Source organism: Pantoea sp. CFCC18179 (genome assembly GCF_059412405.1).
Genome location: NZ_JBNBPM010000002.1, coordinates 100,159 through 124,985 on the forward strand (window position 1 = coordinate 100,159; position 24,827 = coordinate 124,985).

General features: G+C 53.8%; 26 protein-coding genes and 1 other RNA gene. 10 read left to right on the plus strand and 17 right to left on the minus strand.

Annotated features, from left to right (window positions below):
• Positions 1 to 221 precede the first annotated feature (221 nt).
• Genes ACPUC7_RS05100 through ACPUC7_RS05110 form a run of 3 tightly spaced genes read left to right on the plus strand, consistent with a single transcriptional unit; the run spans position 222 to position 3,865 of the window.
• Positions 222 to 731: a sugar dehydrogenase complex small subunit gene (locus ACPUC7_RS05100; RefSeq protein WP_494921998.1), complete on the plus strand. Its 510-nt coding sequence runs from the start codon at positions 222 to 224 to the stop codon at positions 729 to 731.
• A 46-nt stretch (positions 732 to 777) separates the two neighbouring features.
• Positions 778 to 2,442, plus strand: a complete 1,665-nt coding sequence (locus tag ACPUC7_RS05105; RefSeq protein WP_494921999.1) for a GMC family oxidoreductase — start codon at positions 778 to 780, stop codon at positions 2,440 to 2,442.
• A 16-nt stretch (positions 2,443 to 2,458) separates the two neighbouring features.
• Positions 2,459 to 3,865, plus strand: coding sequence for a c-type cytochrome (locus tag ACPUC7_RS05110; protein WP_494922000.1), 1,407 nt, complete (start codon positions 2,459 to 2,461; stop codon positions 3,863 to 3,865).
• Between the two features lie 62 nt (positions 3,866 to 3,927).
• Here the strand turns inward: ACPUC7_RS05110 and dolP are convergent, their stop codons facing one another.
• From dolP to ACPUC7_RS05130, 4 genes are read right to left on the minus strand one after another with little or no spacing between them, the layout of a single operon-like run.
• A complete protein-coding gene (dolP, locus tag ACPUC7_RS05115) occupies positions 3,928 to 4,500 on the minus strand; it encodes a division/outer membrane stress-associated lipid-binding lipoprotein (protein ID WP_343554431.1) in 573 nt (190 codons plus the stop codon).
• A 14-nt stretch (positions 4,501 to 4,514) separates the two neighbouring features.
• Positions 4,515 to 5,102, minus strand: a complete 588-nt coding sequence (gene diaA / locus ACPUC7_RS05120) for a DnaA initiator-associating protein DiaA (RefSeq protein ID WP_007890352.1) — start codon at positions 5,100 to 5,102, stop codon at positions 4,515 to 4,517.
• Positions 5,103 to 5,116: 14 nt separating this feature from the next.
• Positions 5,117 to 5,512 (minus strand): YraN family protein, encoded by a 396-nt coding sequence (locus ACPUC7_RS05125; RefSeq protein ID WP_494922001.1) that lies wholly within the window; start codon positions 5,510 to 5,512, stop codon positions 5,117 to 5,119.
• On the minus strand, positions 5,470 to 7,506 hold the full coding sequence (locus ACPUC7_RS05130; protein WP_494922002.1) for a penicillin-binding protein activator: 2,037 nt from the start codon (positions 7,504 to 7,506) through the stop codon (positions 5,470 to 5,472). The genes ACPUC7_RS05125 and ACPUC7_RS05130 overlap by 43 nt, the downstream gene beginning before the upstream one ends.
• 62 nt (positions 7,507 to 7,568) lie before the next feature.
• Between ACPUC7_RS05130 and rsmI the strand changes: the two genes are divergently transcribed.
• The 4 genes from rsmI (at position 7,569) to mdtI (ending at position 9,998) form a co-directional block, all read left to right on the plus strand.
• A complete protein-coding gene (gene rsmI, locus ACPUC7_RS05135; protein ID WP_494922003.1) occupies positions 7,569 to 8,432 on the plus strand; it encodes a 16S rRNA (cytidine(1402)-2'-O)-methyltransferase in 864 nt (287 codons plus the stop codon).
• A gap of 33 nt (positions 8,433 to 8,465) precedes the next feature.
• An RNA gene (gene rnpB / locus ACPUC7_RS05140) (RNase P RNA component class A) lies at positions 8,466 to 8,844 on the plus strand.
• A gap of 487 nt (positions 8,845 to 9,331) precedes the next feature.
• On the plus strand, positions 9,332 to 9,682 hold the full coding sequence (mdtJ, locus tag ACPUC7_RS05145) for a multidrug/spermidine efflux SMR transporter subunit MdtJ (protein ID WP_494922004.1): 351 nt from the start codon (positions 9,332 to 9,334) through the stop codon (positions 9,680 to 9,682).
• Positions 9,669 to 9,998 carry a multidrug/spermidine efflux SMR transporter subunit MdtI gene (gene mdtI / locus ACPUC7_RS05150; protein ID WP_494922005.1) on the plus strand — a complete coding sequence of 110 codons (330 nt, stop codon included), beginning with the start codon at positions 9,669 to 9,671 and terminating at the stop codon, positions 9,996 to 9,998. The genes mdtJ and mdtI overlap by 14 nt, the downstream gene beginning before the upstream one ends.
• 38 nt (positions 9,999 to 10,036) lie before the next feature.
• On the opposite strand, the gene ACPUC7_RS05155 is transcribed toward mdtI, so the two are convergent.
• The 9 genes from ACPUC7_RS05155 to exuR form a co-directional block, all read right to left on the minus strand.
• Positions 10,037 to 11,011: a glutathione S-transferase family protein gene (locus ACPUC7_RS05155; RefSeq protein WP_494922006.1), complete on the minus strand. Its 975-nt coding sequence runs from the start codon at positions 11,009 to 11,011 to the stop codon at positions 10,037 to 10,039.
• A gap of 73 nt (positions 11,012 to 11,084) precedes the next feature.
• The gene (locus ACPUC7_RS05160; RefSeq protein WP_343550665.1) at positions 11,085 to 11,495 is read right to left on the minus strand and encodes a DoxX family protein; all 411 of its coding nucleotides are present in this window, start codon (positions 11,493 to 11,495) and stop codon (positions 11,085 to 11,087) included.
• Positions 11,496 to 11,702: 207 nt separating this feature from the next.
• The gene (locus ACPUC7_RS05165; protein ID WP_494922007.1) at positions 11,703 to 11,987 is read right to left on the minus strand and encodes a YqjK-like family protein; all 285 of its coding nucleotides are present in this window, start codon (positions 11,985 to 11,987) and stop codon (positions 11,703 to 11,705) included.
• Positions 11,984 to 12,382, minus strand: a complete 399-nt coding sequence (locus tag ACPUC7_RS05170; RefSeq protein WP_343550667.1) for a phage holin family protein — start codon at positions 12,380 to 12,382, stop codon at positions 11,984 to 11,986. The genes ACPUC7_RS05165 and ACPUC7_RS05170 overlap by 4 nt, the downstream gene beginning before the upstream one ends.
• Before the next feature lie 2 nt (positions 12,383 to 12,384).
• Positions 12,385 to 12,690: an ElaB/YgaM/YqjD family protein gene (locus tag ACPUC7_RS05175; protein WP_343550668.1), complete on the minus strand. Its 306-nt coding sequence runs from the start codon at positions 12,688 to 12,690 to the stop codon at positions 12,385 to 12,387.
• Between the two features lie 35 nt (positions 12,691 to 12,725).
• Positions 12,726 to 13,097, minus strand: a complete 372-nt coding sequence (locus tag ACPUC7_RS05180) for a DUF1090 domain-containing protein (RefSeq protein ID WP_494922008.1) — start codon at positions 13,095 to 13,097, stop codon at positions 12,726 to 12,728.
• Positions 13,098 to 13,270: 173 nt separating this feature from the next.
• On the minus strand, positions 13,271 to 13,639 hold the full coding sequence (mzrA, locus tag ACPUC7_RS05185) for an EnvZ/OmpR regulon moderator MzrA (protein ID WP_494922009.1): 369 nt from the start codon (positions 13,637 to 13,639) through the stop codon (positions 13,271 to 13,273).
• On the minus strand, positions 13,636 to 14,313 hold the full coding sequence (locus ACPUC7_RS05190; RefSeq protein WP_343550671.1) for a DedA family protein: 678 nt from the start codon (positions 14,311 to 14,313) through the stop codon (positions 13,636 to 13,638). Before ACPUC7_RS05190 ends, mzrA begins: the two co-directional genes overlap by 4 nt.
• 333 nt (positions 14,314 to 14,646) lie before the next feature.
• Positions 14,647 to 15,420 carry a transcriptional regulator ExuR gene (exuR, locus tag ACPUC7_RS05195; RefSeq protein ID WP_494922010.1) on the minus strand — a complete coding sequence of 258 codons (774 nt, stop codon included), beginning with the start codon at positions 15,418 to 15,420 and terminating at the stop codon, positions 14,647 to 14,649.
• A gap of 361 nt (positions 15,421 to 15,781) precedes the next feature.
• On the opposite strand from exuR, the gene ACPUC7_RS05200 reads away from it, so the two are divergent.
• Together ACPUC7_RS05200 and ACPUC7_RS05205 are read left to right on the plus strand one after the other, a co-directional pair.
• Positions 15,782 to 17,230, plus strand: coding sequence for a tagaturonate reductase (locus ACPUC7_RS05200; RefSeq protein ID WP_494922011.1), 1,449 nt, complete (start codon positions 15,782 to 15,784; stop codon positions 17,228 to 17,230).
• 4 nt (positions 17,231 to 17,234) lie between these two features.
• Complete coding sequence (locus ACPUC7_RS05205; RefSeq protein WP_343550674.1) at positions 17,235 to 18,725, plus strand: UxaA family hydrolase; 1,491 nt, start codon at positions 17,235 to 17,237, stop codon at positions 18,723 to 18,725.
• Between the two features lie 79 nt (positions 18,726 to 18,804).
• On the opposite strand, the gene sstT is transcribed toward ACPUC7_RS05205, so the two are convergent.
• The 3 genes from sstT to ACPUC7_RS05220 all read right to left on the minus strand — a co-directional run bounded on the left by sstT (position 18,805) and on the right by ACPUC7_RS05220 (position 22,502).
• A complete protein-coding gene (gene sstT / locus ACPUC7_RS05210) occupies positions 18,805 to 20,052 on the minus strand; it encodes a serine/threonine transporter SstT (RefSeq protein ID WP_494922012.1) in 1,248 nt (415 codons plus the stop codon).
• Positions 20,053 to 20,282: 230 nt separating this feature from the next.
• Positions 20,283 to 21,254 carry a TerC family protein gene (locus ACPUC7_RS05215; protein WP_494922013.1) on the minus strand — a complete coding sequence of 324 codons (972 nt, stop codon included), beginning with the start codon at positions 21,252 to 21,254 and terminating at the stop codon, positions 20,283 to 20,285.
• A 261-nt stretch (positions 21,255 to 21,515) separates the two neighbouring features.
• On the minus strand, positions 21,516 to 22,502 hold the full coding sequence (locus ACPUC7_RS05220; protein ID WP_494922014.1) for a Gfo/Idh/MocA family protein: 987 nt from the start codon (positions 22,500 to 22,502) through the stop codon (positions 21,516 to 21,518).
• A 139-nt stretch (positions 22,503 to 22,641) separates the two neighbouring features.
• On the opposite strand from ACPUC7_RS05220, the gene ACPUC7_RS05225 reads away from it, so the two are divergent.
• Positions 22,642 to 24,330 (plus strand): chloride channel protein, encoded by a 1,689-nt coding sequence (locus ACPUC7_RS05225; RefSeq protein WP_494922015.1) that lies wholly within the window; start codon positions 22,642 to 22,644, stop codon positions 24,328 to 24,330.
• Here the strand turns inward: ACPUC7_RS05225 and ACPUC7_RS05230 are convergent.
• Positions 24,327 to 24,827 carry a M48 family metallopeptidase gene (locus tag ACPUC7_RS05230; protein ID WP_343550679.1) on the minus strand — a complete coding sequence of 167 codons (501 nt, stop codon included), beginning with the start codon at positions 24,825 to 24,827 and terminating at the stop codon, positions 24,327 to 24,329. The genes ACPUC7_RS05225 and ACPUC7_RS05230 overlap by 4 nt on opposite strands.

Sequence of the window (24,827 nt, forward strand, 5' to 3'; positions counted from 1 at the left end):
CAACAAGAACCGATCGCTGTGGCGATCGGTTTTTTTGTGCGTAAATTTTCGCTGTAAGCCTCATCCGACAAATATTCATCTCTCCCCTACAGATCTCTCAGGCCAGAACTGCATTTTCGCGTGGTGTACTCACGTTAAAATTCCGCTGGAACCCGCGGGCTTTCACATTATCCCCAGCAACAAACCACACATCGATGTGTTGCTATCGAAAGGAACTCCTCATGCGTTTTGCACACCCGCCAGCGGGATTAAGCCGTCGCCGCTTTGTTACAGCAGGCGTCGCGCTGGCAACGTTATCACTTATCTCCCCCGTTTCTGCCGGTTGGGCTGCCGCGCAAATCGACCAACTTGGTTTGTTTATGCAGGTATCGCAGTTAATCAGCGCTGAACCTTTATCGCCACAAACCGGTGCGGCGCTGTATGCCGCGTTAAAACCCGGCAATCCTGCGTTGGATGAACACTTGCGCGTGCTGGCAAAAATGGTCACCACTCAGGCCAATCTCACCATTGAATCGCTGGTTGATGCACTGAAAAGCGGCCAACAGCCGCAATTGCTGGCCACCGTGCACAGCATGGTAGCGGCCCGGTATACCGGGATTGTTGACCATCGCACTTATGCCTACGAAGGCGCGTTGATGTATCGGCCAACGCACGATGTGCTCAGCCCGCCAAGCTATACGCGCGGTGGCCCATTGAATTGGGCGAACTCCCAGCCACCGAACCCTGCGTAAAAAATAATTTAAAAACAGTCACTATCAATTCATTTGGATCACTTTTATGAGCAAGGAAGAAGCACTCTCAGCCGATGTCGTGATTATCGGCGCAGGTGTTGCAGGCAGTCTCTCCGCATTGGAGCTGGCAAGCAGCGGTTTATCGGTGTTGGTATTGGACGCTGGACCGCGCGTCACACGCGGCGAAATCGTGGAGAACTTCCGCAATGCGCCCGCCACCACGCGCGCATTAACCACACCGTATCCACCTAAACCTTGGGCGCTGGCGCCGTTCAACGATGTTGATGGCACCGCGTTGGACTATTTACAGGTCGATGGCCCAGACGGTTACGCATATCAAACCGATTATCTGCGCTTAGTCGGCGGCACCACCTGGCACTGGGCGGGCTGCGCATGGCGACATTTGCCGAACGATTTCCGTCTGCAATCGATGTATGGCGTGGGCCGCGACTGGCCGGTGAGTTATGCCGAATTAGAACCTTATTATTACCGTGCTGAGTTGGCGATGGGCGTGTGCGGCCCGGATCCGTCGCGTGGCGGCGTGGATTTGGGATCGCCGCGTAGCCAACCTTATCCGATGCCAGAAATGCCTTGGACGTATACCAGCCGGGTGTTCGCCGACGCGGTGGCAAAATACACCGATTACCGTCTGATCCACGAACCGGAAGCGCGCAACGTTCAGCCGTATGATGGCCGTCCTGCCTGCGGTGGTAATAACAACTGCATGCCGATTTGCCCGATCGGTGCGATGTATAACGGCATGGAAAGCGTGCTGAAAGCGGAAAAAGCCGGTGCGCGCGTGATGGAAAACTCGGTGGTTTACTACATCGAAACCGATGCTTCCAACGGCGCAGTGGTAGCGGTTCATTTCTACGATCCCAACAAGAAAAGTTATCGCGTGACCGGCAAAGCTTTCATCCTCGCCGCGCACAACATCGAAAGCGTGAAGCTGTTGCTGATGTCGAAAGACGACAAGAATCCGAATGGCCTGGCGAATAAAACCGATCAGGTTGGGCGCTATATGATGGAACATGCGGGAACGGAAGTGCAGTTCACTACGCGCGATCCGGTGTGGATGGGGCAAGGGCCGCAACATACCGCGGCGATTGACAGTTTACGTGACGGCCCGTGGCGCAGTGAAATGGCCGCCGCCATTACCCGCATTGATGACACCAACCAAACCACCTACGCCACGCAGCGTGCGTTGAGTATGGGCCTGGTCGGCAAAGCCCTGGATGAAGAAATTCGTCATGGCGCGGCACACCGCATTGAGCTTTCAACCCATCATGCGGTGCTGCCAAACCCAGAAAACCGCCTGACGTTGTCGGAGAAAAAAGACGTTCTCGGCATTCCGTTCCCTAAAGTCTATTACTTGATTGATGAGTACACACGCAAGAGTGCACGCCGCACCATTGAGATGTATGACGACATTTTCCGTGGCATGGGCGCGACGGATATTTTGTACATCCCCGATGCCAATAATCCACTCAAGTTTGCCGCACAGGATCACCCGATGGGCGGCGCGTTAATGGGCAACGATCCGGCCACCTCGGTGTGTGATAAAGAGTGCCGCTCGCACGAACAAAAGAATCTCTATTTTGCTTCCAGCGCGGTGTTCAACTCGACGGGCACCGGCAACCCAACCTTGACGGTTGCCGCCATCGCATTGCGTGTGGCCGACACCATTAAATCAGAGCTTCTTCATGGATAAGCGGAGGCGAGCCAAGATGCCAAAAACAGGGATTCGATGCGGTATTACCGGGTTGGCGCTGCTGCTGCTGAGCAGCACGGCATTTGCGGATACATCAGCTGACGCCACGCTGCTGGCGCGCGGCCAATATCTGGCGACCGCCGCAGATTGCGCCGCCTGCCACAGCGTTTCTGGCGACAAACCGCTGGCGGGTGGATTGCCGATTGCTTCACCGTTTGGTGAGATCTACTCCAGCAATATCACGCCTTCCAAACAGTTCGGCATTGGCGACTACAGCGAAGCGCAGTTTGCCCGTGCGGTGCGCGAAGGCGTGAATGCCAAAGGTGAACATCTCTATCCGGCGATGCCGTATCCTTCCTACACTGGAATCAGTGATGACGACATGCACGCACTCTACTTCTGGTTCATGCAGGGCGTGAAACCGGTTGACGCCGCGCCGCCTGCGACGCAATTAGCTTTCCCGTTTAACCAGCGCTGGCTGATGTTTGGCTGGAATATGCTGTTTGCCAACGGCAAACCGCGGGTTAACGACGAGAGTAAAAGTCCGGAGTGGAATCGTGGGCGTTATCTGGTTGATGCGTTGGGGCACTGCGATGCTTGCCATACGCCGCGCAACATCGCTATGGGTGAAGAGAGTGGCAAGGCGCTGGCGGGCGGCGAGGTGGGCGCATGGTATGCGCCGAACATCACCTCGGATCCGATTAGCGGCATCGGTGGCTGGTCGCATCAGGAACTGGTGCAATACTTGCGTACCGGCGCGGTCGCCAATAAAGGTCAGGCGGCGGGCGGCATGGCGGAAGCGATTGAGAAAAGCCTGCAATATCTGACCGATGAAGACATCAGCGCTATCGCCACTTACCTGAAAGCCACGCCGCCGATTCGCAATGCGAAAGACCTCAAAGCGGATTATAGCTGGGCAGGTAACGGCAAGAACTTTGAGCCCGCTTTACGCGCCAACAATCCGGGCATTGAGTATCACAAAAACCAGCCAGGCTACGCCCAGTTAACCAGCGGAGCACAGCTATATAGCGCGAATTGCGCCAGTTGCCATCAAACTAATGGCCAAGGTACGCCAGATCACGCCTGGCCCTCTTTGGTGCACAACTCGGCGGTCGGTGGTAACGGCGATAATCTGGTGGCGACCATTCTTAATGGTGTAAGTATTACCACGCAGGGCAATACTCGCCTGATGCCTGCGATGGGCGATACTTTGAGTGATGACGAGGTGTCAGAGATTGCGAACTTTGTTACAGGCACTTTTGGCAATCCTGATGTCACTATCACTCCCGAGCGTGTCGCGACCTTGCGTGCTGGCGGAGCCAATCCGACCAATACGCTGTATGCCATGATGGCGGGTGCAGCGGCGGTAGTACTTTTGTTGGTTGGCGGAGGGATCTTTGTGAGGCGTCGCAAGTCACGCTAATCGCAGCGATAAAAAAAGGGTTCATGTTTTGCATGAACCCTTTTTTATGCAGCTAAACGCGCTTATTTGAGAATAGTGAAGGCAGTCGTGACGTGTTTCACGCCGCTGACACGGCTGGCAACATCAGCCGCTGCCTGCGCTTCCTGTGGTGTCACCAGACCCAGCAGGAACACTTCACCGTTTTCGGTGGTTACTTTCACGTTCGAAGATTTCACCTGATCGCTACCCAGCAGCTGTGAGCGGATTTTGGTGGTGATCCAGGTATCAGATGACGAGGTGCCGAGGCTGACTTTCTGGCCGCTACGGATTTCGTTATACACCTCGGTGGCACCATCAACGCCCATGGCGATCTGTTTCGCACGGCTCGCCAGATCTGGCGTTGGTGATTGGCCGGTCAGCAGTACTTTGCCCTGATAAGCGGTTACGACGACGCGCGCCTGGCTTTTGATTTGTTCATCTTTTGCCAGCGCGTTAGTGACGCGCAGCTCAAGCGTGCCATCATCAACCTGCGTACCTACGGTGCGCGGATCGGTAGCGGTTTTGGTGGCAACAGCGGCGCCGCCAGCAACGACGGCAACACAGCCTTGCAGCATCATGGCGGTGAGTAGAATGGCGACAGCGTTCAATGCTTTCATTTGAGCTCCTTCAGTCATTCCTGGTGTGGGAATAAAGTGTTATCAATCAAATCACACAGGCAATTCAGCGTCAGCATATGCATCTCCTGAATGCGTGCACTGCGATGTGATGGAATGCGAATTTCCACATCATGCGGACCCAACAGGCCCGCCAGCTCGCCGCCGTCATGGCCGGTGAGCGCAACGATGGTCATATCGCGGGTAACCGCAGCTTCAACCGCTTTGACGATATCGCGGGTGTTGCCACGGGTGGAAATGGCCAGCAGTACATCGCCAGCCTGACCAAGCGCTCGAACCTGCTTGGCATAAATTTCATCATGCAGACGATCGTTGCCAATCGCCGTCAGCATCACATTATCGGCACTCAGCGCCAGCGCCGGCAGGCTTGGACGCTCGGTCTCAAAACGGTTAATCATGCTGGCGGCAAAATGTTGGGCATTGGCCGATGAAGCGCCGTTTCCGCAGCTGAGGATTTTGTTACCGTTCAGCAGCGATTGCACCAGCGTCATCGCGGCGCGCGAAATCGCATCTGGCAGCGCTTCGGCTGCGGCGATTTGCGTCTGAATACTTTCGGTAAAACACGCTTTAATTCTGTCCTGCACAAGACCACCTGGTTCTATCCATCGGCATTAAAGGCATCGGGTAGCCACTCCAGCTCACACCCGGTAATGGCAATGATGTCAAATCGGCAATTCACCGTATCAAAACTGCCGCCACGTGCTAACAGCCAAATTGCTGCAGCACGTAACAGCTTTTGTTGTTTCTGTCGCGTCACGCTGGCGGCGGCACCGCCAAAACGCGCATCGCGACGATAGCGCACTTCTACAAATACCCAGCAATCGGCGTCGCGCATGATCAGGTCAATTTCACCGCTGCGACAACGCACGTTGCTGGCGAACCAGCGCAGCCCGGCGTGCTCCAGATAGCGGCGCGCCAGTTGTTCCTGCTCAGCGCCGATGCGCTGGCGGTTTACTGCACCGGAACGATCTGTCCTTGACGATACTGGTTCCATGCCAACTTCCTGTTGATCACGCAATCCGCGTCGGCGTTTAACTTGCCGGTGTTGCCATCAATGGCAAAGCCAGGCACCTGACGCATCTGGTTAAAATGATTCGCCAGCGTCCAGGCATCAATGCCCATCGCGTAGAGGCGAACCAGCGAGTAATCGTTGTTAAACGACTTCGCCGCCTGCTGCATCAGGCCCGGATTGCTGCCGGAGAGCAGCGGAATATCACTGAATTGCAGACCATCCATTTCCAGACGGAAGTCCGGACCGGCACCGGCCTGCGCGCTGCGCGAACTGGCATACAGCGCAGTGTTGTTGCGGCTGCTGGTGCGCATCGCAATCATCGGCTTGATCAGCTGCAACTCATCCTGGCTAGCAACGATGTAAACCGAATCGACGCTGCCGCTACTGGCATCAGCCGCTGGAGCTGGCGCGCTGGTTTGCGGCGCGGGAATTGTCAGACCGGCAATCGCCACGTTCTGTGCTTGATCCGGCGCGACATTCAGCGGCGTACCGCTCAATGCGATACCGGCACCGCTGTTGATGCCTTGCTTCAACTCCGCAACGCCACCAAAACGCTGTTGCAGCACGGTTGAGCCGCCCAGTTTTTGCCACTCTTGCGCAAAGGCTTTGCTGATGCGATCGCCATAGCTGCTACGCGGCACCAACAATAATGGCTGGCGCTTGCCTTGATCGTAGATATGGTGCGCGGCATCGCGCGCTTCGTCTTCAGGAGAAAGCGCAAAGTAACAAATATTCGGATGGTTCTGGATCTGTTCTGGCTCGTTGAGCGCCAGCACGTTGAGCGCGGTATTGCTGTTAGCCACCGTCTCAACATCATTCTTCAGTAACGGGCCAACCACAATGGTGGCGCCATCCTGCTGTGCTTGCTGCATCACCTGGGCAATCGGCTGGCTGCTGGTGTCATACACCTTCACCTGCGCATTGCTGTCGGCTTGTGCGGCAGCAGGCTGCGCGGCTGGCTGCGGTTGCTCAGGTTGCTGCGGCGTGTTGCCCGCAACGGCTGGACTCACCACACTGTTGGCATCGGTATTGGCATTGGCGTCAGCGGCGGGTTGCGCGTTGGCATCCGCTGGAGCGGCCGCAGGCGCGGGTTGCGGCGCTGGCGCACTCAACACGCCATTACGCGCATCGTTAAAACCTTTCTGAATCGCGTTGGCAAACACTTGCGCCTGGCCGTTCAGCGGCAGCAGCAGGGCGATGGTATTGGTGGAGGCTTTGGTGAAGTTCTGCACTTGGCTGAGTTGGGTTGGCAGCGTTTTCGCGCCCGGATTCTGCGGATAGCGCGTTTGCCAATCCTGAATCGCCGCTTTCAGCATTTGTGGATCCTGGCTGTTAGCGCGCCAGGTGTTGAGCAGATCCAGCCAGCCTTGCAGCGTGTTTTCATCGGCATTGATCACCAGACTGTTGACCTGATCGGTGGTCATTTGCGTCAGCGCTTGCCAGGTGGCATCGATATTGGTTTGGTGATCGGCACCTTTCAGCAGCGGTTCCTGCGCAATATAGGCACGCAAAAGGGCGAGTGAAGGGCGATTCTGCGCCGCCGCGATTTGCAGTGCATAGAAGCGTACCTGCTGATCCTGCGACAGTCCGCCGGTTTTCACCTGGCTGAGTAACTGTTGCGCGCCGTTGTAATCTTGCTGACCAATCTGCATCTGCGCCCGCAGCAGCAGCAGTTCTTGCTGTTGCACATCGGAGAGTTGTTGCGGCAGTTGCGAGATCTGATTTGCGGCCTGCGGATACTTTCCTTCCTTCAACAGGGCACGGATGGCAAGTAATTGCCAGTCGGTCTTGCTATCATCGCTGCTTTGCTGCACCTGTTGCAGATAATAGTCAGATCGACCCGTCGCAGGACCCTGAATATTGACGTTGGAGGTTTGTTGCGGTCCCTGACCACTACAAGCGGCTAAAATCAGCCCAGCAAGAAGAACAGGTACTAAGCGTCCTGCTTTATGACGTACGACTTTTGAAGGAAGCATACTGTATCCAGTGATGTTTTTTTCAAGATGCTCAATATTAAATCGGCAATTCGGATGAAACAATGAAACAACTCGATCGGGCAGAGATTTCTGCCAGCACGCTCTATATCGTTCCTACCCCGATCGGTAACCTGGGTGATATTACGCAACGAGCGTTAACGGTGCTCGCCAGCGTCGATCTCGTCGCAGCGGAAGATACACGTCATACCGGGCTGTTGCTACAACATTTCGCCATCAATGCGCGACTCTTCGCATTACACGACCACAACGAACAGCAGAAAGCCGAAGTGCTGTTAGCCAAGCTGCAAGAGGGCCAGAGCATCGCGCTGGTCTCCGATGCGGGCACGCCATTAATCAACGATCCGGGCTACCATCTGGTGCGTCGCTGCCGTGAAGCCGGTGTGCGCGTGGTGCCATTGCCGGGGGCTTGCGCGGCCATCACAGCATTAAGCGCAGCGGGATTACCGTCCGATCGTTTCTGTTACGAAGGATTTCTACCGGCCAAAAGCAAAGGGCGTTGCGATGTGCTGCGCGCGCTTGGCGAGGAGCCGCGCACGCTGATTTTCTATGAATCGACGCATCGCCTGATCGATAGCTTGCAAGATATGGTCAGCGTGTGGGGCGGCGATCGTTATGTGGTGCTGGCGCGTGAGATCACCAAAACCTGGGAATCGATTCAAGGTGCACCGGTCGGCGAACTGCTGGCGTGGGTGCTGGAGGATGAAAATCGCCGCAAAGGCGAAATGGTGCTGATTGTTGAAGGCCATAAAGCCGATGAAGAAGCCCTGCCTGCCGAAGCGTTGCGCACGCTGGCGCTGCTGCAAAAAGAGCTGCCATTAAAGAAAGCCGCTGCGCTAACGGCAGAAATTCATGGCGTTAAGAAGAACGCTCTGTATAAGTACGCGCTCGAGCAGCAAGAGGCGTGACAAACGGCGGCGGATCGCCTATTATCCCGCGCCGAAGCTGACCAGACAGTCGCCGCTTTGTCGTCGTCCTCTTTCGGGGGGAGACGGGCAAAGGGGAGGAAAGTCCGGGCTCCATAGGGCAGGGTGCCAGGTAACGCCTGGGGGGCGCAAGCCTACGACCAGTGCAACAGAGAGCAAACCGCCGATGGCCCAGTAATGGGATCAGGTAAGGGTGAAAGGGTGCGGTAAGAGCGCACCGCGCGGCTGGCAACAGTTCGTGGCACGGTAAACTCCACCCGGAGCAAGGCCAAATAGGGGTTCACTAGGTACGGCCCGTACTGAACCCGGGTAGGCTGCTTGAGCCAGTGAGCGATTGCTGGCCTAGATGAATGACTGTCCACGACAGAACCCGGCTTATCGGTCAGTTTCGACTTTTCGAAAAAGACGCCCGCAAGAGAAATCTTGTGGGCGTTTTACTTTGTGTCGCTGGGTGCACGCTAGCCCTCATCCTAGCCTTCTCCCGCAGGCGGGAGAAGGGACCGATCGAGCGATTAGTTAATATTGAGGGCATCAGTAAACACATGGTTAATTAAATTCCCGGCACGTAAAGAATTGAAAATACCAGAAAACAAGATTTCGCCTGTGCCAGAATAAGCGCGTGTTTAACTACTGAGGACAAATTTAATCCACACTGACGAGAAGCAACAACGTGGATAAGTTGTAATTTTATGGACAAAATGTTCGCACCCTTTAAAGCATCACTATTCTCATCTCTCTTTACCTCCAACTGCTCTATCTGCGATCAGCACTGGCGCTTCGCGCTTTAGTCTCGTTCTCTCCTTATCTACATTTTTAATTTAATTGGCTAACACGCTTATTTTTCGCGTGGCTGGCGTTTATTTCTCGTTAGGAGAGAAATCATGCTGTATTGGATTTTATTAGCTCTGGCAATCGTGGCGGAAATTATCGGCACGGTGTCAATGAAATGGGCCAGCGTCAACGGCGGCAACGCTGGTTATATTTTTATGCTGGTGATGATCGCGCTGTCTTATATTCTCTTGTCTTTTGCTATCAAACGAATCGCGCTCGGCGTGGCGTATGCCATGTGGGAAGGTATCGGCATTCTGTTTATTACGCTGTTTAGCGTGCTATTGTTCGATGAAACCCTCTCCGTGGCGAAAGTTGCCGGTTTGCTGACATTAGTGCTTGGCATTGTGTTGATTAAATCCGGCACGTTAACCCGCAAGGAGCTGCGTCATGGCAACGTTTAACGGATTGCACATTGCGTGGTTAGTGCTGGCGGTGGTACTGGAAATTGCCGCGAATATCTTCCTGAAATACTCCAACGGTTTTCGCCGCCCGTTGTTTGGCGTGCTATCGCTAGCGGCAGTGTTGGCGGCGTTCAGTGCACTGGCACAGGCGGTAAAAGGTATCGATCTGACTGTCGCTTACGCTTTATGGGGCGGATTAGGTTTAGTCGCCACGGTGGCGGCGGGCTGGATTCTGTTTGGACAACGGCTGAGCCGCGTTGGCTGGTTGGGTGTGGCATTGCTACTGGCCGGCATGGTACTGATTAAATTTGCCTAAAATAATTCACCTCTCGAGTGGAGAGGTGAATGCATCCATCAATCTCGGCCGTGTGGCTCATCCCAATCAAAAGCGGGGCCGAGCGAGATCACGCCGCTGGGGTTGATGGTTTTATGGCTGCAATAATAGTGATGGCGGATGTGCGGCAGATTTACCGTATCGGCGATACCCGGCATTTGGTAAATGTCGCGCAGGAAGCCGCTCAGATTGCGGAAATCACTGATGCGGTGGCGATCGCACTTAAAGTGGGTGACGTAGACCGGATCGAAGCGCACCAAGGTGGTCCACAGGCGTAAATCGGCTTCGGTCAGCTGATTGCCAGTGAGATAACGATGCTGGCCGAGAATCTGCTCAAGTCGCGCTAACGAATGGAACAGCGCCGTCACCGCTTCGTCGTAAGCCGCCTGTGAGGTAGCGAAACCGCTTTTGTACACGCCGTTGTTCACGGTGTCGTAAACCCAGCTATTCACCTCATCAATCTTGTCACGCAGTTCCGCGGGATAGTAATCACCAGCACGTGCACCTTGTGCATCGAACGCGCTGTTCAACATACGCATGATATCGGCGGATTCATTGCTGACGATGGTTTGTTGCTGCTTGTCCCACAGCACCGGCACGGTCACGCGGCCGGTATATTGCGCGTCGGCATGCAGATAGAGTTGGTATAAGAACTCTTTTTGATACAAGGCATCGCCGGTTGCGGCCGGGAAATCAATGTCGAAGGTCCAGCCGTTTTCCAGCATCAGCGGATGCACCACCGAAACGGAGATCATCTCTTCCAACCCTTTCAACTGGCGCATGAGTAAAGTGCGATGCGCCCACGGGCAGGCGAGTGAGACATACAGATGATAGCGATCGCGTTCGGCGGCGAAACCCGCTTTGCCGGTTGGGCCAGCGCTGCCATCAGCGGTGATCCAGTTACGCCACACGGCTTCAGTGCGTTTGAAGCGGCCACCGGTTGACTTCGTATCGTACCAAGTGTCGTGCCAGACACCGTCAATCAGCTGTCCCATAAGCCCTCCATAAAAAAAATGGGGCGAGGAAAATCCCCGCCCCTGACAATCAGTATATGTGGTGTTGCCGCGTTTAGCGTGCTGCTGCCGGCTGGAAGCGCTGGCGAATCAGACGGTCAATGCTGTAAGCACCTGGACCAACCAGACCCAGCACCAGGAAACCACCGGCGATGGACAGGTTTTTCATGAACATCAGCTGGTTAACGCCTTCAGCGAAGTTGCTGTGGAACAGGAATGCTGTCAGCAGCGTGAAGCCCGCGGTGAACAGTGCGGTGAAACGCGTCAGGAAACCGAACAGAATTGCCAGACCGCCACCAAACTCCAACAGGATAACCAGCGGCAGGAAGAAGCCCGGAACGCCCATGGCTTGCATGTATTGTGCGGTGCCAGCGTAACCGGTGATTTTGCCCCAGCCTGCAGTAATAAACAGAATGGTCATTAAGATACGTGCTGCCAACAGGCCTGAGTCTTCGAATTTTTTCATCATCTACTCCAACAAGGTTTTTGTTGCAGGTTGTTGGCCTGCGGGGTTTGAATCCCGTTGAACCGCTTAAATAAGTTCATTGGGCTGATGGAGGGAGATGATAATCGCAGGCTGAAAGAGTTGTAAGCGAGATAAACTGTTAATGTTGTTCAGGGATTTTGATGGAGTAAAACCGAACCTTTTCGGCCCGGCCTTTAATAGAGAGATTTATCGCGTATCCAGCGTGGATTTGATCATGCGCCAGGTGCTCCAGGCGCCAAAACCGCGCTTCGCCCAGCGCAGCAAACGGTTGGGGCTGCGAATCGACCAAATCGCCAGAGCGCTGCTGCCAATCGCCAGATAACGACGCATGCCAATCAGTGTCAGCCAGCCACGATCGTACTGCGCTGTGCCCGCCAGCCAATCGCGGCGGCCAGCACTGAGATCGAGCCGCTGTTGCTGAACCTGATTAAGCAGTTCGTGAATACGCGCTTCACGTTCGCGGCGGCTCATGAGCGATGCTCCTCCAGCAATTTGCGATCGGTATCCAGCTCTTTACGTGTGTGGCGTAATAGCGTTGATTGGCGCGATTTGTGTAACGTCCACAGTCCGAAGATCAGCGCTAAGGCAAACAGCACGCCAGTGGTGATGGCAATCGCCATCAGACGATATTGCGCATCCACCGCCCAGATGATCAGCACCATCAAACTCATCAAACCGAAAGCGGTAAACAACATGGTCAGGCCAACCATCATCAGCATCTGAATCAGGTTCGCCTTCTCTTCTTCCAGCTCGACAATCGCCAGTCGAACACGGGTTTCGACCATGCTAACCAGCGTGGTTACGATGCGCTGACCAATGTTAAAGACCCCTTTGCCGGGGCCGTGGCTTTGCTGACTATCACTCATCATTAACGCCGTGAGATTAGAATGCCGATTAAAATGCCTACCGCTGCACCGATACCTACGCCGTGCCATGGATTATCACGCACGTATTCATCGGCTTTTTCCGCCGCTTCACGCGTGGTTTGCGCGATACGTTCGCCGGAGTCGCCGAGGCGTTCACGCGAGCTTTCGATTGCACCACGCGCTTTGCTGCGCAGTTTGTCGAGTTCGGTTTTGGATTTGTCCGCTGAGCTGCTCAGCACTTCTTCCAGGGTATCCGCCAGATTTTTCAGTTCAGCGCGCAGATGTTCAGATGATGATTCTTTAGCCATGGAAATCTCCTTTTACAGCATGTAGTTAAGTCCGATTAATAAGATTCAGTCTCAAGCTTTTTAAGCTCGTGCTGCGCCTCTTCTAGCTTACGTTCGCGCTTCTCAATCTTGTCTTTGTCACCATCCTGACGCTCTTCCTTCAGTTCACGCTCGCGCTCAGCAATTTTGTGTTTTTGCGCCGCGATACGTTCGCTATGAGCAGATTTCAATTTCTCATCGGTGCAGCCGGCGCGGACTTCGGTCAGCGCGCGTTCCAGCCCGGTGACGCGGCGCTGGTTGTTGTGCTGTTTCGCCATATCAATTTCACGCTGAATGTCCTGCTCCTTTTGCTGGCAAAGGGATTCAGCTGCCAAAAGCGAACCTGAAAGAGAGAAAAGAATAGCACCTAGCAGTAATTGATGTTTCATCAGGTTGTGACCTTCCATTGTTGATGACTTGCCATACACGGGCAAAAGGGCATCCCAGCATGTCTTAGGCTTACGCTACCTCTAAGGATAGTCAGCAGACGAAAAAATTCAAAGAAGACGCGGGGATAGCGAGGATTAACTCGCCGCCTGGCTTATCGCGCAGGCGGCAAAGATTAGCTGTAGGTTGGGCGATTACTATCAGAATTTTGTTGTGACGCTTGCGGGCCAGCGGCCACGACAAAACCTTGTGGCAACAGGCGTTTCAATACTTTCTGCGCGGCGATACTTTGCTCTTCATTGTCAAAATGAATCACCAGCGCATCGCCAGAAGGCGTAATGCTTTTGATACGCACGCCCTGCGCCGAAAGTTGCTGATAAAGGTAAAAACCGTCAGGTAAATTAGTGCTGTTGTTTGAAACTCGGATTTGCACCACGGTTTCATGCTGCATCATGGCCGGAATAAAACACACCGCCAGTAATGCCAACGCACCACCCAACGCCCAAGGTAGATAGCGCCTTGGGAATCCGCTGAATTTGATCATGGTTGTGAATTCCCTTTGCGATTTGACTGGCGTTTGCGCCATAGCACCACAAGAGAGCCCACCAAACCAATCACCAGCAACACCAGCGGCAACAGCATCAGTCCCAACGTTAGCTCTTCTTCGTAACGGCGGAAAATCGGCGTCTTGCCTAATGCAAAGCCCAGCACGGTGAGGATCACCACCCACAGGAAACCGCTCATCCAGTTAAAGAACTGGAAACGCGCGTTGCTCAGGCCAGACAGCCCAGCAATGGTCGGCAGCAAGGTGCGCACGAAGGCGATAAAGCGGCCAATTAACAGCGCTGATAAACCGTGGCGATGGAACAGGGCGTGTGCGCGTTGGTGATATTGTGCGGGCAGATGCGATAACCAATTTTGTACGGTGGGCGTATTACCCAGCCATCGGCCCTGAATGTAACTGACCCAGCAGCCCAAGCTGGCGCCGGTGGTCAAAATCAAAATGGTCAGTGGGAAACTCATGGTGCCTTTGGCAATCAGCACGCCAACTAAAATCAGTAAGCTGTCGCCCGGCAGAAATGCGGCTGGCAGCAGTCCATTTTCCAAAAACAGGATCATGAACAACACGCCGTAAATGGCCCAAACCAATGTCGGGTCGGAGAGCATTTCGTAATCCTGCTGCCATAAGGCATGCAGCAATGCTTTCAAAATATCCATCAATCATTCCTGAACATCATTGTTAAACGTGCCCGTGAGGGGCTTAGGCGCAGACTGGCGTTGGTTATACATTTTAGATAAGCAGCCTGAGCAGGATTTTCCGGGTCCTTCCAGAATTGATTGTTAAATCAGCGACTTTTTACAGCCCTGTCGCAAAGGGTAATAAAAGGGCGATAACTGTAACAAAAATAACGTTATCCAGACAGGGGAAAGTGCCTGCCCACAGGAGTTTTACCTTTAGACGCGGATGGTCCAAAGGAGCTTTACATGAGCTGACACTATTGCAGACTAACTGACTTTTTCAGCAGCAAAATGCCTGAAAAATAAGCAGGATCAGCGTGGGTGGTCACTGCCTTCCGGCAGGATGACCGGATTTTCCGCAAACATGTAACGATCCACATTAAATTCAAAATCGTCAGTGGTGGCATTGAACAGCATCTGCTTAGTATTTTCCAGATGTTGCCACATTGCCAACTTACTGGCGGCCGGATCTTTGCGTATCAGTGCTTTCAGAATCTGGTCATGATCATCACACCAACTGGTGATGTTTTTGGCATCAATGTGTTCGTGCAGTTTGAGCCAATAGGGATTGTGCAGTCGATGCAGCCACATCTTCTCGACAATCGCCGCCAGTGCGCTGTTTTGCGTCGCCTGAGCAATGCGCACGTGAAACTCCATATCCCAGCTGGAATCACGTGAATGATCTTCCTGGCGGGCTTTTTCCTGGATCGCCATCAACGCCACGATGTCCTGGCGCGTCACTTGGGTGGCAGCAAACTCCGCCACATTGCTCTCAATTAATTGCCGCGCTTGTAACAGTTCAAATGGGCCGAAATGGGCGAACTCAAGCTGGCTGGGCGTCGCCACGCGATTCTGCTGCTGACTGCTGATCACATGAATGCCAGAGCCTTTGCGCACCTCCACGTAACCTTCTACTTCCAGCATGATGATCGCTTCACGTACCACGGTGCGGCTGACTTGCATCTCTTCCGCAATCAAGCGCTCGGCTGGCAGTTTGTCGCCAACGGCGTAATCGCCCGCTTCAATACGGCGTTTCAAATCGCTGGCGAGTTGTTGATACAGGCGACGGGATTCGTTGAGGTCCATCACGCGCTCCACTGTGTGAAAAAAGTTGAGTTGTTATACCACTTTGGCGGCTTTGAGGAAACGGATTGGCGTGTACGTCTCTGGAAGCAAGAAACGCCTGCTAATGCTTTGTAGGGAAATAATGAGAAGAGCGAAATGGACGAGTTGTTATACATGATAAGAAGTTGCGTACCGAAAGGTGAGTAATGCGGGTTTTACTTATCATGTTGTTATTAATGAATTTAAAATTCAATACTGCTTATTACCCACAATATAATCATCATTATTGTGAACTGCATCGCAAACAATTCTGTCAATTCTAAAATTTGGTATGATAACTTTTGTTTTATTATTCGATAGCGACGGAATTGAGGAAGTGAGTATGCAGCGGTTGAACCGGAATGATTTTCCCGGCGCGCACTACACCGATCGCGTCATTCAGTTTGGCGAAGGTAATTTTTTACGCGCGTTTATTGATTGGCAGCTTGATTGGTTGAATCAACACCAAGCCACCGATGCGGGTGTAGTGGTGGTTCGACCGCGTAATCGCGTGGTTGATGATTCGCTCAATCAGCAAGATGGTTTATATACCACCTTGATTCGCGGGCTCAACGCGGCAGGTGAGCGAGTGAGCGAAACCCGGCTAATTCGCACGATTAACCGTGAAATCCAGCCTTATCAGCAGTTTGATGCATTCCTCGCACTCGCTCACGCACCGCAAATGCGGTTTGTGTTTTCCAACACCACCGAAGCCGGGATTGTCTTTAACCCGCAGGATCAACTGGATGATGCCCCCGCATCGTCCTTCCCCGGCAAGCTGACGCAACTGTTGTGGGCGCGCTTCAACCACTTTGCCGCCGCCAGCGATAAAGGTTGGTTGGTGGTGCCGTGTGAGCTTATCGACAACAACGGCGACACGCTGCGAGCGCGGGTATTGCAATACAGCCAACATTGGCAGTTGCCAGCCGAATTCGCCCGCTGGGTGCAGGATCATTGCGCGTTTTACAACACGCTGGTGGATCGTATTGTCACCGGTTATCCCGAAGACGGCTCTGCGATCAGCGCGCAATTAGGCTACGAAGATCGTTATTTAGTGGCAGGTGAAGTCTATTACCAGTTTGTGATTCAAGGGACGGATGCGCTGGCGCAAGAACTCAAGCTGCACGCGCTGGCGCCTGAAGTGAAGATGGTCGATGACATCACGCCTTACAAAGCGCAGAAAGTGGCGATCCTCAACGGCGCGCACACCGCGCTGGTGCCGGTTGCGTTTCAGGCTGGATTAGTCAGCGTTGGCGAAGCGATGGATGACACGCAAATGGCCAGCTTTGTTGACGCGTTGCTACGCGAAGAGGTGATTCCCACATTGGATCTGCCTCGGGAGGAATTGCACACCTTCGCCGATGCAGTGCAACGCCGCTTCCGTAATCCATTTATTCGGCATGCGTTGCTGTCGATTGCGCTCAACGGCATGACCAAATTCCGCACTCGCTTGCTGCCACAACTGCTTTTGTCACACCAGCAAACCGGCAAATGGCCCGAGCGCCTGACGTTCGCCTTGGCGGCTTTGCTGGCGTTTTATCGCGGTGAGCAGGGCGATCGCCACTGGCCGTTGCAGGACGATGAACACTGGCTACAACGTTTTGCCGAGCTGTGGCCGGCGGTTAACAGCGATCAACAAACGCCAGAACAGTTGGTGCGCGCGGTACTCAGCGATGCCAACCATTGGGGCGAAGATCTCACTCAGCGGCCGGAATTAGTGGCTGCGGTAAGCCAACACCTGCAAAACATCATCGTCCACGGGATGCGGACGGCGTTGACACAACTGAGATAACGCTATGCAAGATGCGATCAAAATTCATACCCGCGACAACGTTGCGGTGGCGCTGCGCGATTTGGCGGCGAACAGTTCTGTGGTTATTGATGACGTCGCGGTGACCTTGCAGCAAGAGGTTGGGCGCGGGCATAAGTTTGCTTTGCAGCCGTTAGCCAGCGACGCGCTGGTGATTAAGTACGGTTTGCCGATTGCGCATGCCACGCAGCCCATTGCAGCGGGTGAGATCATTCACTCCAGCAACGCGCGCACCAATCTCAGCGATGTCGATGAATACGATTATCAGCCTGACTTTCTTGATCTGCCGCCGCAAGCCGGCGATCGCGAGGTGCAGATTTATCGTCGCGCCAGCGGCGAAGTGGGCATTCGCAATGAGCTGTGGATCTTGCCAACCGTGGGTTGCGTCAACGGTATCGCGCGACAAATCCTCACGCGCTTTATGAAAGAGACCGATGACGCTGCCGGGATTGATGGCGTGCACCTGTTCAGCCACCCGTTTGGCTGCTCGCAACTCGGTCAGGACCATGAAAACACTCGCACCATGCTGCAAAACATGGTGCGCCATCCCAATGCGGGCGCGGTATTGGTGATTGGTCTTGGCTGCGAGAATAATCAGGTTGATGTATTCCGCGACACGCTCGGCGGCTTCGACAGCGATCGCGTGCAGTTTATGGAGTGCCAAAAACAGGATGATGAAGTGGAAGCGGGGCTGGAACGCTTGCACGCACTTTATCAGGTGATGCGTCAGGATCAGCGCCAGCCGGGCAAACTCAGCGAGCTGAAGTTCGGTCTGGAATGCGGCGGTTCGGATGGCTTCTCCGGCATCACCGCGAATCCGATGCTTGGTTGTTTCTCCGACCAAATGATCGCCAACGGCGGCACCACGGTATTGACGGAAGTGCCGGAAATGTTTGGTGCCGAACGCATTTTGATGAGCCGCTGTCGCGATGAAGCCACCTTCGAGAAAACCGTGGCGATGATCAACGATTTCAAGCGCTATTTTATCGATCATCAGCAGCCGATTTACGAGAACCCTTCGCCGGGCAACAAAGCGGGCGGCATCACCACGCTGGAAGAGAAGTCACTCGGCTGCACGCAGAAAGCTGGGCAAAGTCAGGTGGTCGATGTGCTGAAATATGGTGAACGCCTGCACACGCCGGGGCTGAATTTGCTCAGTGCGCCGGGCAACGATGCGGTAGCAACCAGCGCGCTGGCAGGCGCCGGTTGTCATATGGTGTTGTTCACCACCGGACGCGGCACGCCGTATGGCGGATTTGTGCCGACCGTGAAGATTGCCACCAATACGCAGTTAGCCGAGAAGAAACCGCACTGGATCGATTTCAATGCCGGGCGTTTGATTGAAGGGATGAGCATGCCGGAGATGTTGGCGGATTTTGTCGATATGATTGTGGCGATTGCGAATGGCCAACCTGCACGGAATGAAACCAATGATTTCCGCGAGTTAGCCATCTTTAAAAGCGGCGTTACGCTTTAAAACCAGGTGCGCATGAATGCGCACCCTACGAAATCTCGCCACATATCTGTAGGGTCGCCATTCATGGTGACCTGGGCAATTATTCCGATTCTGACACCGTACGACGCGGTTCGCGTTCGGCTTCTGCCTGGCATACCGCCGCAGTAAACAGAATATCTGTTGATGAATTCAGCGCAGTCTCGGCGGAATCTTGCAGCACGCCAATAATAAAGCCGACCGCCACTACCTGCATCGCCAGATCATTTGGAATACCAAACATATTGCAGGCAACCGGAATCAACAGCAGCGAACCGCCCGCCACGCCGGATGCGCCACAGGCACACAGCGAGGCCACCAAACTCAGTAGAATCGCGGTTGGCACATCAACAGAAATTCCCAGCGTATGCACCGCCGCCAGCGTCAACACGGTGATGGTGATCGACGCACCCGCCATGCTGATGGTGGCACCGAGCGGAATCGACACGGAATAGGTGTCTTCATCCAGATTCAGGCGTTTCGCCAGCGCCATATTGACCGGAATATTGGCCGCTGAGCTGCGGGTGAAGAAGGCAGTAACGCCACTTTCACGCAGGCAGGTGAACACTAATGGATAAGGATTGCGGCGAATTTTCTGGAACACCAACATGGGGTTGACCACCAGTGCCATAATCAGCATGCAACCTAACAACAGCGCCAGCAGATTGGCGTATTCCCAAATTGCATCGAAGCCGGTTGAAGCCAAAATCGATGCCACCAGACCAAAAATCCCTACTGGCGCACAACGAATCACGCAGCGTACCACCCAGGTTGCAGCGTTGGACGCGTCGTTAAGAAACGCTTTGCTGCTTGGGCTGGCATGACGAAACGCCAAACCTAATCCCAGCGCCCACACCAAAATGCCGATGTAGTTAGCGTTCATCAGCGCTTCAATTGGGTTCGACACCATGCTCATCAACAAGCCATGCAGCACTTCGGTGATGCCCGACGGCGGCGTGATCTGCGTGGCACCGACGTTCATCGACAGCGTTTGTGGGAACAAATGACTGAAGATCACTGCCACGACTGCGGCGAAGAAGGTACTGAGCAGATAGAGCATGATGATCGGGCGGATATTGGTTTTTTGTCCCTGCTGATGGTTGGCAATCGAGGAGATCACCAACACCAATACCAGCAACGGCGCGACAGCTTTCAGTGCGCGCACGAACAGTTCACCCAGCAAGCCAACGGCTAATGCCGCATCGCGTGAGAACCACGCTAGCGCCACGCCAGCCACCAGGCCGATCATAATTTGTTTTACCAGGCTTCCTGCGAACAGCGCGCCCAGACGTCCAATAAAGTTGTTTTGCATATCACAGGTCTTTTTATTGTGGTCATGAGTGTTGTGCGCAATTCCACCACGCCCAACGGTTTGCCCGGCGGAGTATAAGGAAAAGAGTTGATGATGAAAGAGATAATTCTGAGCTTGCGCGGCAGGTCGGTTTTTTGATCTGCTAATGAGGGGAAATGTGACAGACATATAAAAGGTAAAGTTTGCTACTGGCGAAATAAAGCAGGGGCGATTTGCGCCCCTGTAGAAGATTATGGTGAGATGTTCTTTTGGTCGTTTCTATGGTTAACCCACGCGTTAATCAGCAGCGTACCGCCAAGAATCACGCCCACCACCGTTAACGAGATCGCTACCGGAATATGATAGAACTCGACGATCAGCATTTTGATGCCGATAAACACCAACACAATCGCCAATCCGTACTTCAACATTGAGAAGCGCTCTGCCACGTTCGCCAACAGGAAATACATCGCACGCAGGCCGAGAATCGCGAACAGATTTGAGGTCAGCACAATGAACGGATCGGTGGTCACCGCGAAGATGGCCGGGATGCTATCAACGGCGAAAATCACGTCGCTGAGTTCCACCATAATCAGCACCAGCAACAGCGGCGTCGCAAATAATATGCCGTTTTTGCGCGTGAAAAACTTTTCGCCATCCAGATCATCCGTCATACGCAGATGTTTGCGCAGCCAACGCACCACCGGTTTTTCGCCGACGGCGCTGCCATCTTCTTCCTTCGCCAGCGCCATTTTCAGGCCGGTGAACAGCAAGAACGCACCGAAGATGTAAAGGATCCAACTGAACTGCGTCACCAAATAGCTGCCAGCGAAAATCATGAGGGTTCGCAGCACGATCGCGCCTAATACGCCATAAATCAGTACCCGGCGTTGCAGATGCGCTGGAATAGCAAAGTAGCTAAACAGCATCAGCCAGACGAAGACGTTATCCACCGCCAGCGCTTTTTCTAAAACGTAGCCGGTGAGAAAGGCGAGGGTTTGTGCGGTTGCCACTTCACGGCCAACAGTGCCGTCGAGATACCACCAGAACGCCGCGCTGAACAGCAGTGAAATGGATACCCAAATCAGCGACCAGACAGCCGCTTGTTTGAATGACATGGTTTGCGCGCCACGCCGACCCTGTAATAACAAGTCGATGGCAAGCATGATGACAACAACGACAGCAAAGCTGCCCCAGAGTAACGGTGTGCCTACTGATTGCATCGTAGTCTCCTGTTCTGAAAATAAAAAAGCGGCTGGAGTCAGAAGACGTCAGCCGCTTTGATCGTGCTGCAAGCAAACCTCGCCTTCCGGCAAGGTCTCACTTACAACTCAGAATAGATTCCGGGTTGCCTGATGACCGGATGCATTAGCAACGCATCGTAATGACGATCAATCAGCGTAGAAGTTACTCCCCTTTGCAGCGCTCAAGATACTTACGACCATTGTTGCTGGCAAGAGGGCACTGGAAATGTTTTGCAATATTTACACTTCTGCCTGATCCGCCGGGAACACCACGCCGGTCTGGCGACGAATTTCTGTTAGCAGTTGTGCGGTAATGCGCGACGTTTCTAGCGCTGGATGCTCCACTTCTCCGGCTTCCACCAATCTGGCGAAGGTTTCTGCTTCGTACAGCATAGTGTTGATGTGCTGCGGTTGCGTCAGGTTCTGGCTCTCGCCGCCGCGCGGAATAAAGCGCAGTTGCTGGCATTCGGAGATCTTGTCGATCACCAATGATCCCGCTTCGCCCTGAATCTCACTGGGGATCAGCGAGTCGCTGACTTTTGAGTGCAACAAAGTGACATCAAAATCGCCGTAGCCCAAGACCACCACGCCGTGTGCATCAACGCCACTTTCCAGCAGTGAAGCTTGCGCTTGCACCTGCTGCGGCGCGCCCCACAACGTGACGGCGGCGGCGAGGCAGTAAAAGCCGATATCCATGATCGAACCGTTCGACCAGCGCGGATTAAAGGTATTCGGGTTCTCGCCATCCAGATAACGCTGATAACGCGATGAATATTGGCAATAGTTAATCAAGGCTTTGCGCAGCTTGCCCAACTGCGGCAAGGTTTTTTGCAGTTGCAGGAAGGTTGGCAAACTGGCGGTTTTAAAAGCTTCGAACAGCACGACCTGATGCTGACGCGCACAGGCGATCATCGCTTCGGCTTCACGCAAGTTGGAAGCCATCGGTTTTTCGCAAATCACATGCTTGCCGTGCGACATAAACAGAATTGCCTGCTCGCTGTGCAATGCGTTGGGGCTGGCGATGTAAACCGCATCGATCTCGCTGCTGGCGGCCAGTTCATCCAATGAGGTGAAGGTCAGCTGGCAAGGATAATCCGCCACAAACGCGTCGGCCTGCTGCTGATTGCGTGAATAGACTCCGCTGAGTTTCATCTTGCCGGTTTCATGTGCGGCGTCGATAAACTGGCGGGTAATCCAGTTGGTTCCCACAATGGCGAAACGAATCACGTGCTACTCTCCTGCTAAAGTAAAGCGGCAGAGTAGCATGTTCATTTGGCAGGTTGGCAGGCGAAATTTGATCCTGAGATCCGCATTCCAATATGATGATGCCGCACAACTTTTTAACCGACTGATCGGGGACGCGCGGGTGAGTGGAAGTAAACATGCTCTGAACTGGACCACATTACTGATCGCCATTCCCGTTGGATGTGTGGATTCGCTGGTCACGCTGGCTTTTCGCGGTGTGATCGATGTGATTAACCGCCTGTTGTTCAACAGTGATAACGAAATCACCGTGGCGATGCACGTTTGGCCGTGGATTTTCTGGCCGCTGCTGGTGGGCGCGGGCGGTTTGCTGGCTGGCTGGTTCCTGTGTTATGCGGTGACGATTGAAAAACAGGAAACGGTGCAAACCGATTATCTGGAAGTGATCAACGCGCGTCTTGATGCGGTGCCGACCAAAACTTCGCTGTTCCGGGCGCTATCGTCAATTGCCAGTATCGGCAGCGGTGCGTCGATTGGTAAAGAAGGGCCGATGGTGCAGCTTTCGGCGCTCAGCGGCAGCTTGATTGGCCGCTGGTTGCCAGCGTCATTGAATCTGCGCAATAGCGATGTGGTGGCGATGGCTGCCGCTGCCGGACTCTCATCGGTGTATCACGCTCCGCTGGCTTCGGCGATTTTTGTCGCGGAAATTGCCTTTGGTATCTCGGCGCTGCAACGGCTGATTCCGCTGATTGTGGCATCGGCAGTTGCAGTGATGACCATGTGGTCGCTGGGTTTTCGCAGCGCGCTATATCCATTATCAGATGCGCTATTCCAGATGGATGTCAGTAGTTTGCTGATGACCATGGTAATTGGTTTTGTCGCCGGATTGGCGGGCTGGCTGCTGATCAAACTGATTGCGCGCAGCAAGGCGTTGTTTGCGCGCGTGCAATCGCTGCCATTACGTCTCGGCGCTGGCGGTTTAGCGGTGGGCTTTTTGGCGCTGATCTCCACCGATATTCTCGGCAACGGTTATGAAGTGATCGTCAAAATCATCGAAGGCCACTATCTATTAATGGGCTTGCTGGGATTGCTGGTGTTGAAAACGCTGGCGACCACCTTATCGGTTGGCTCCAACGCGGTTGGCGGGTTGTTTACACCTTCATTATTGATCGGCGCACTGCTCGGCGTGGCGTTGGCCCAAATTGGCGTAATGCTTCATTTGCCGGTTGGCAATACTTTGCTGTACGCGGCGATTGGCATGGCGGCGGTATTGGCGGCGGTCAGCCAGGCGCCGTTGATGGCGATGTTGATGGTGTTAGAAATGACGCTAAATAGCAGCCTGCTGTTCCCAATAATGATCGCCTCGGTTTTAGCCTCGATGGTGGTGTATCGCCTGCAATCGACCAGCACTTATCCGGTGGTGAGCAATCACTTCAGTCGTTCCGATGCTAAGTACGATTTCGACAATATGCGCGTCGACCAGTTGATCATTCCCGGCGCGGCGTTACAACCGGAAGAGTCGGTGGGGCAAGCGCTGGCGGTAAGTTCACTGAAACGTGAGCGTTATGTTTATGTGATTAACGGTGCCGGGCAATTTCTCGGCGTGGTGTCGATTCACGATATCTCACGCAAAGTGCTGGCCGAGGAGATCACCTTGCATTCGCCGGTGAGCAGCGTGATGGACAACGATTTTCCCTGTATTTACCAGAATCAAAGTATGCGTGAAGGTTGGGAAGCGTTTGCTCGCGTGACGCTGGAGCGTTTGCCGGTGCTGAATAATCCGCAAGAGCGCCGTTTTATGGGCGCGCTGACGAAAACCAGTCTGATCCAAAAAGCGCAGGAGTTTCTTTAAGCCGCGTTGCCGCGCATCGCCTGATCGGTCATCCACAGGCGAGCGTCAAATTCCAGTTGATGGTAATCCGGTTCCATGTGGCAGCAGAGTTGATAGAACGCTTTGTCGTGATCTTTTTCTTTCAGATGCGCCAGTTCGTGCACCACGATCATGCGCAAAAACGGTTCTGGCGCGAGGCGGAAGAAAGTCGAGATACGAATCTCGGCTTTGGCTTTCAGGTTGCCACCTTGCACGCGTGAAATCGCAGTATGCAAACCCAACGCATGCTTCATCACCTTGATTTTATTATCCCAAATCACTTTGCTTACCGGCGGTGCGCTGCGCATGTAACGGTTTTTCAGTTTTTGGGTGTAATCATAAAGCGCGCGATCGCTAACGATATTATGGGTATCGGGATAGCGTTCCTGCAAAAAGGCACCTAATCGCTGATGTTCGATTAAAGTCTGCACTTGTTCGAGGATGTTTTCAGGGTAACCCTGTAAGTAAATTAATGACAT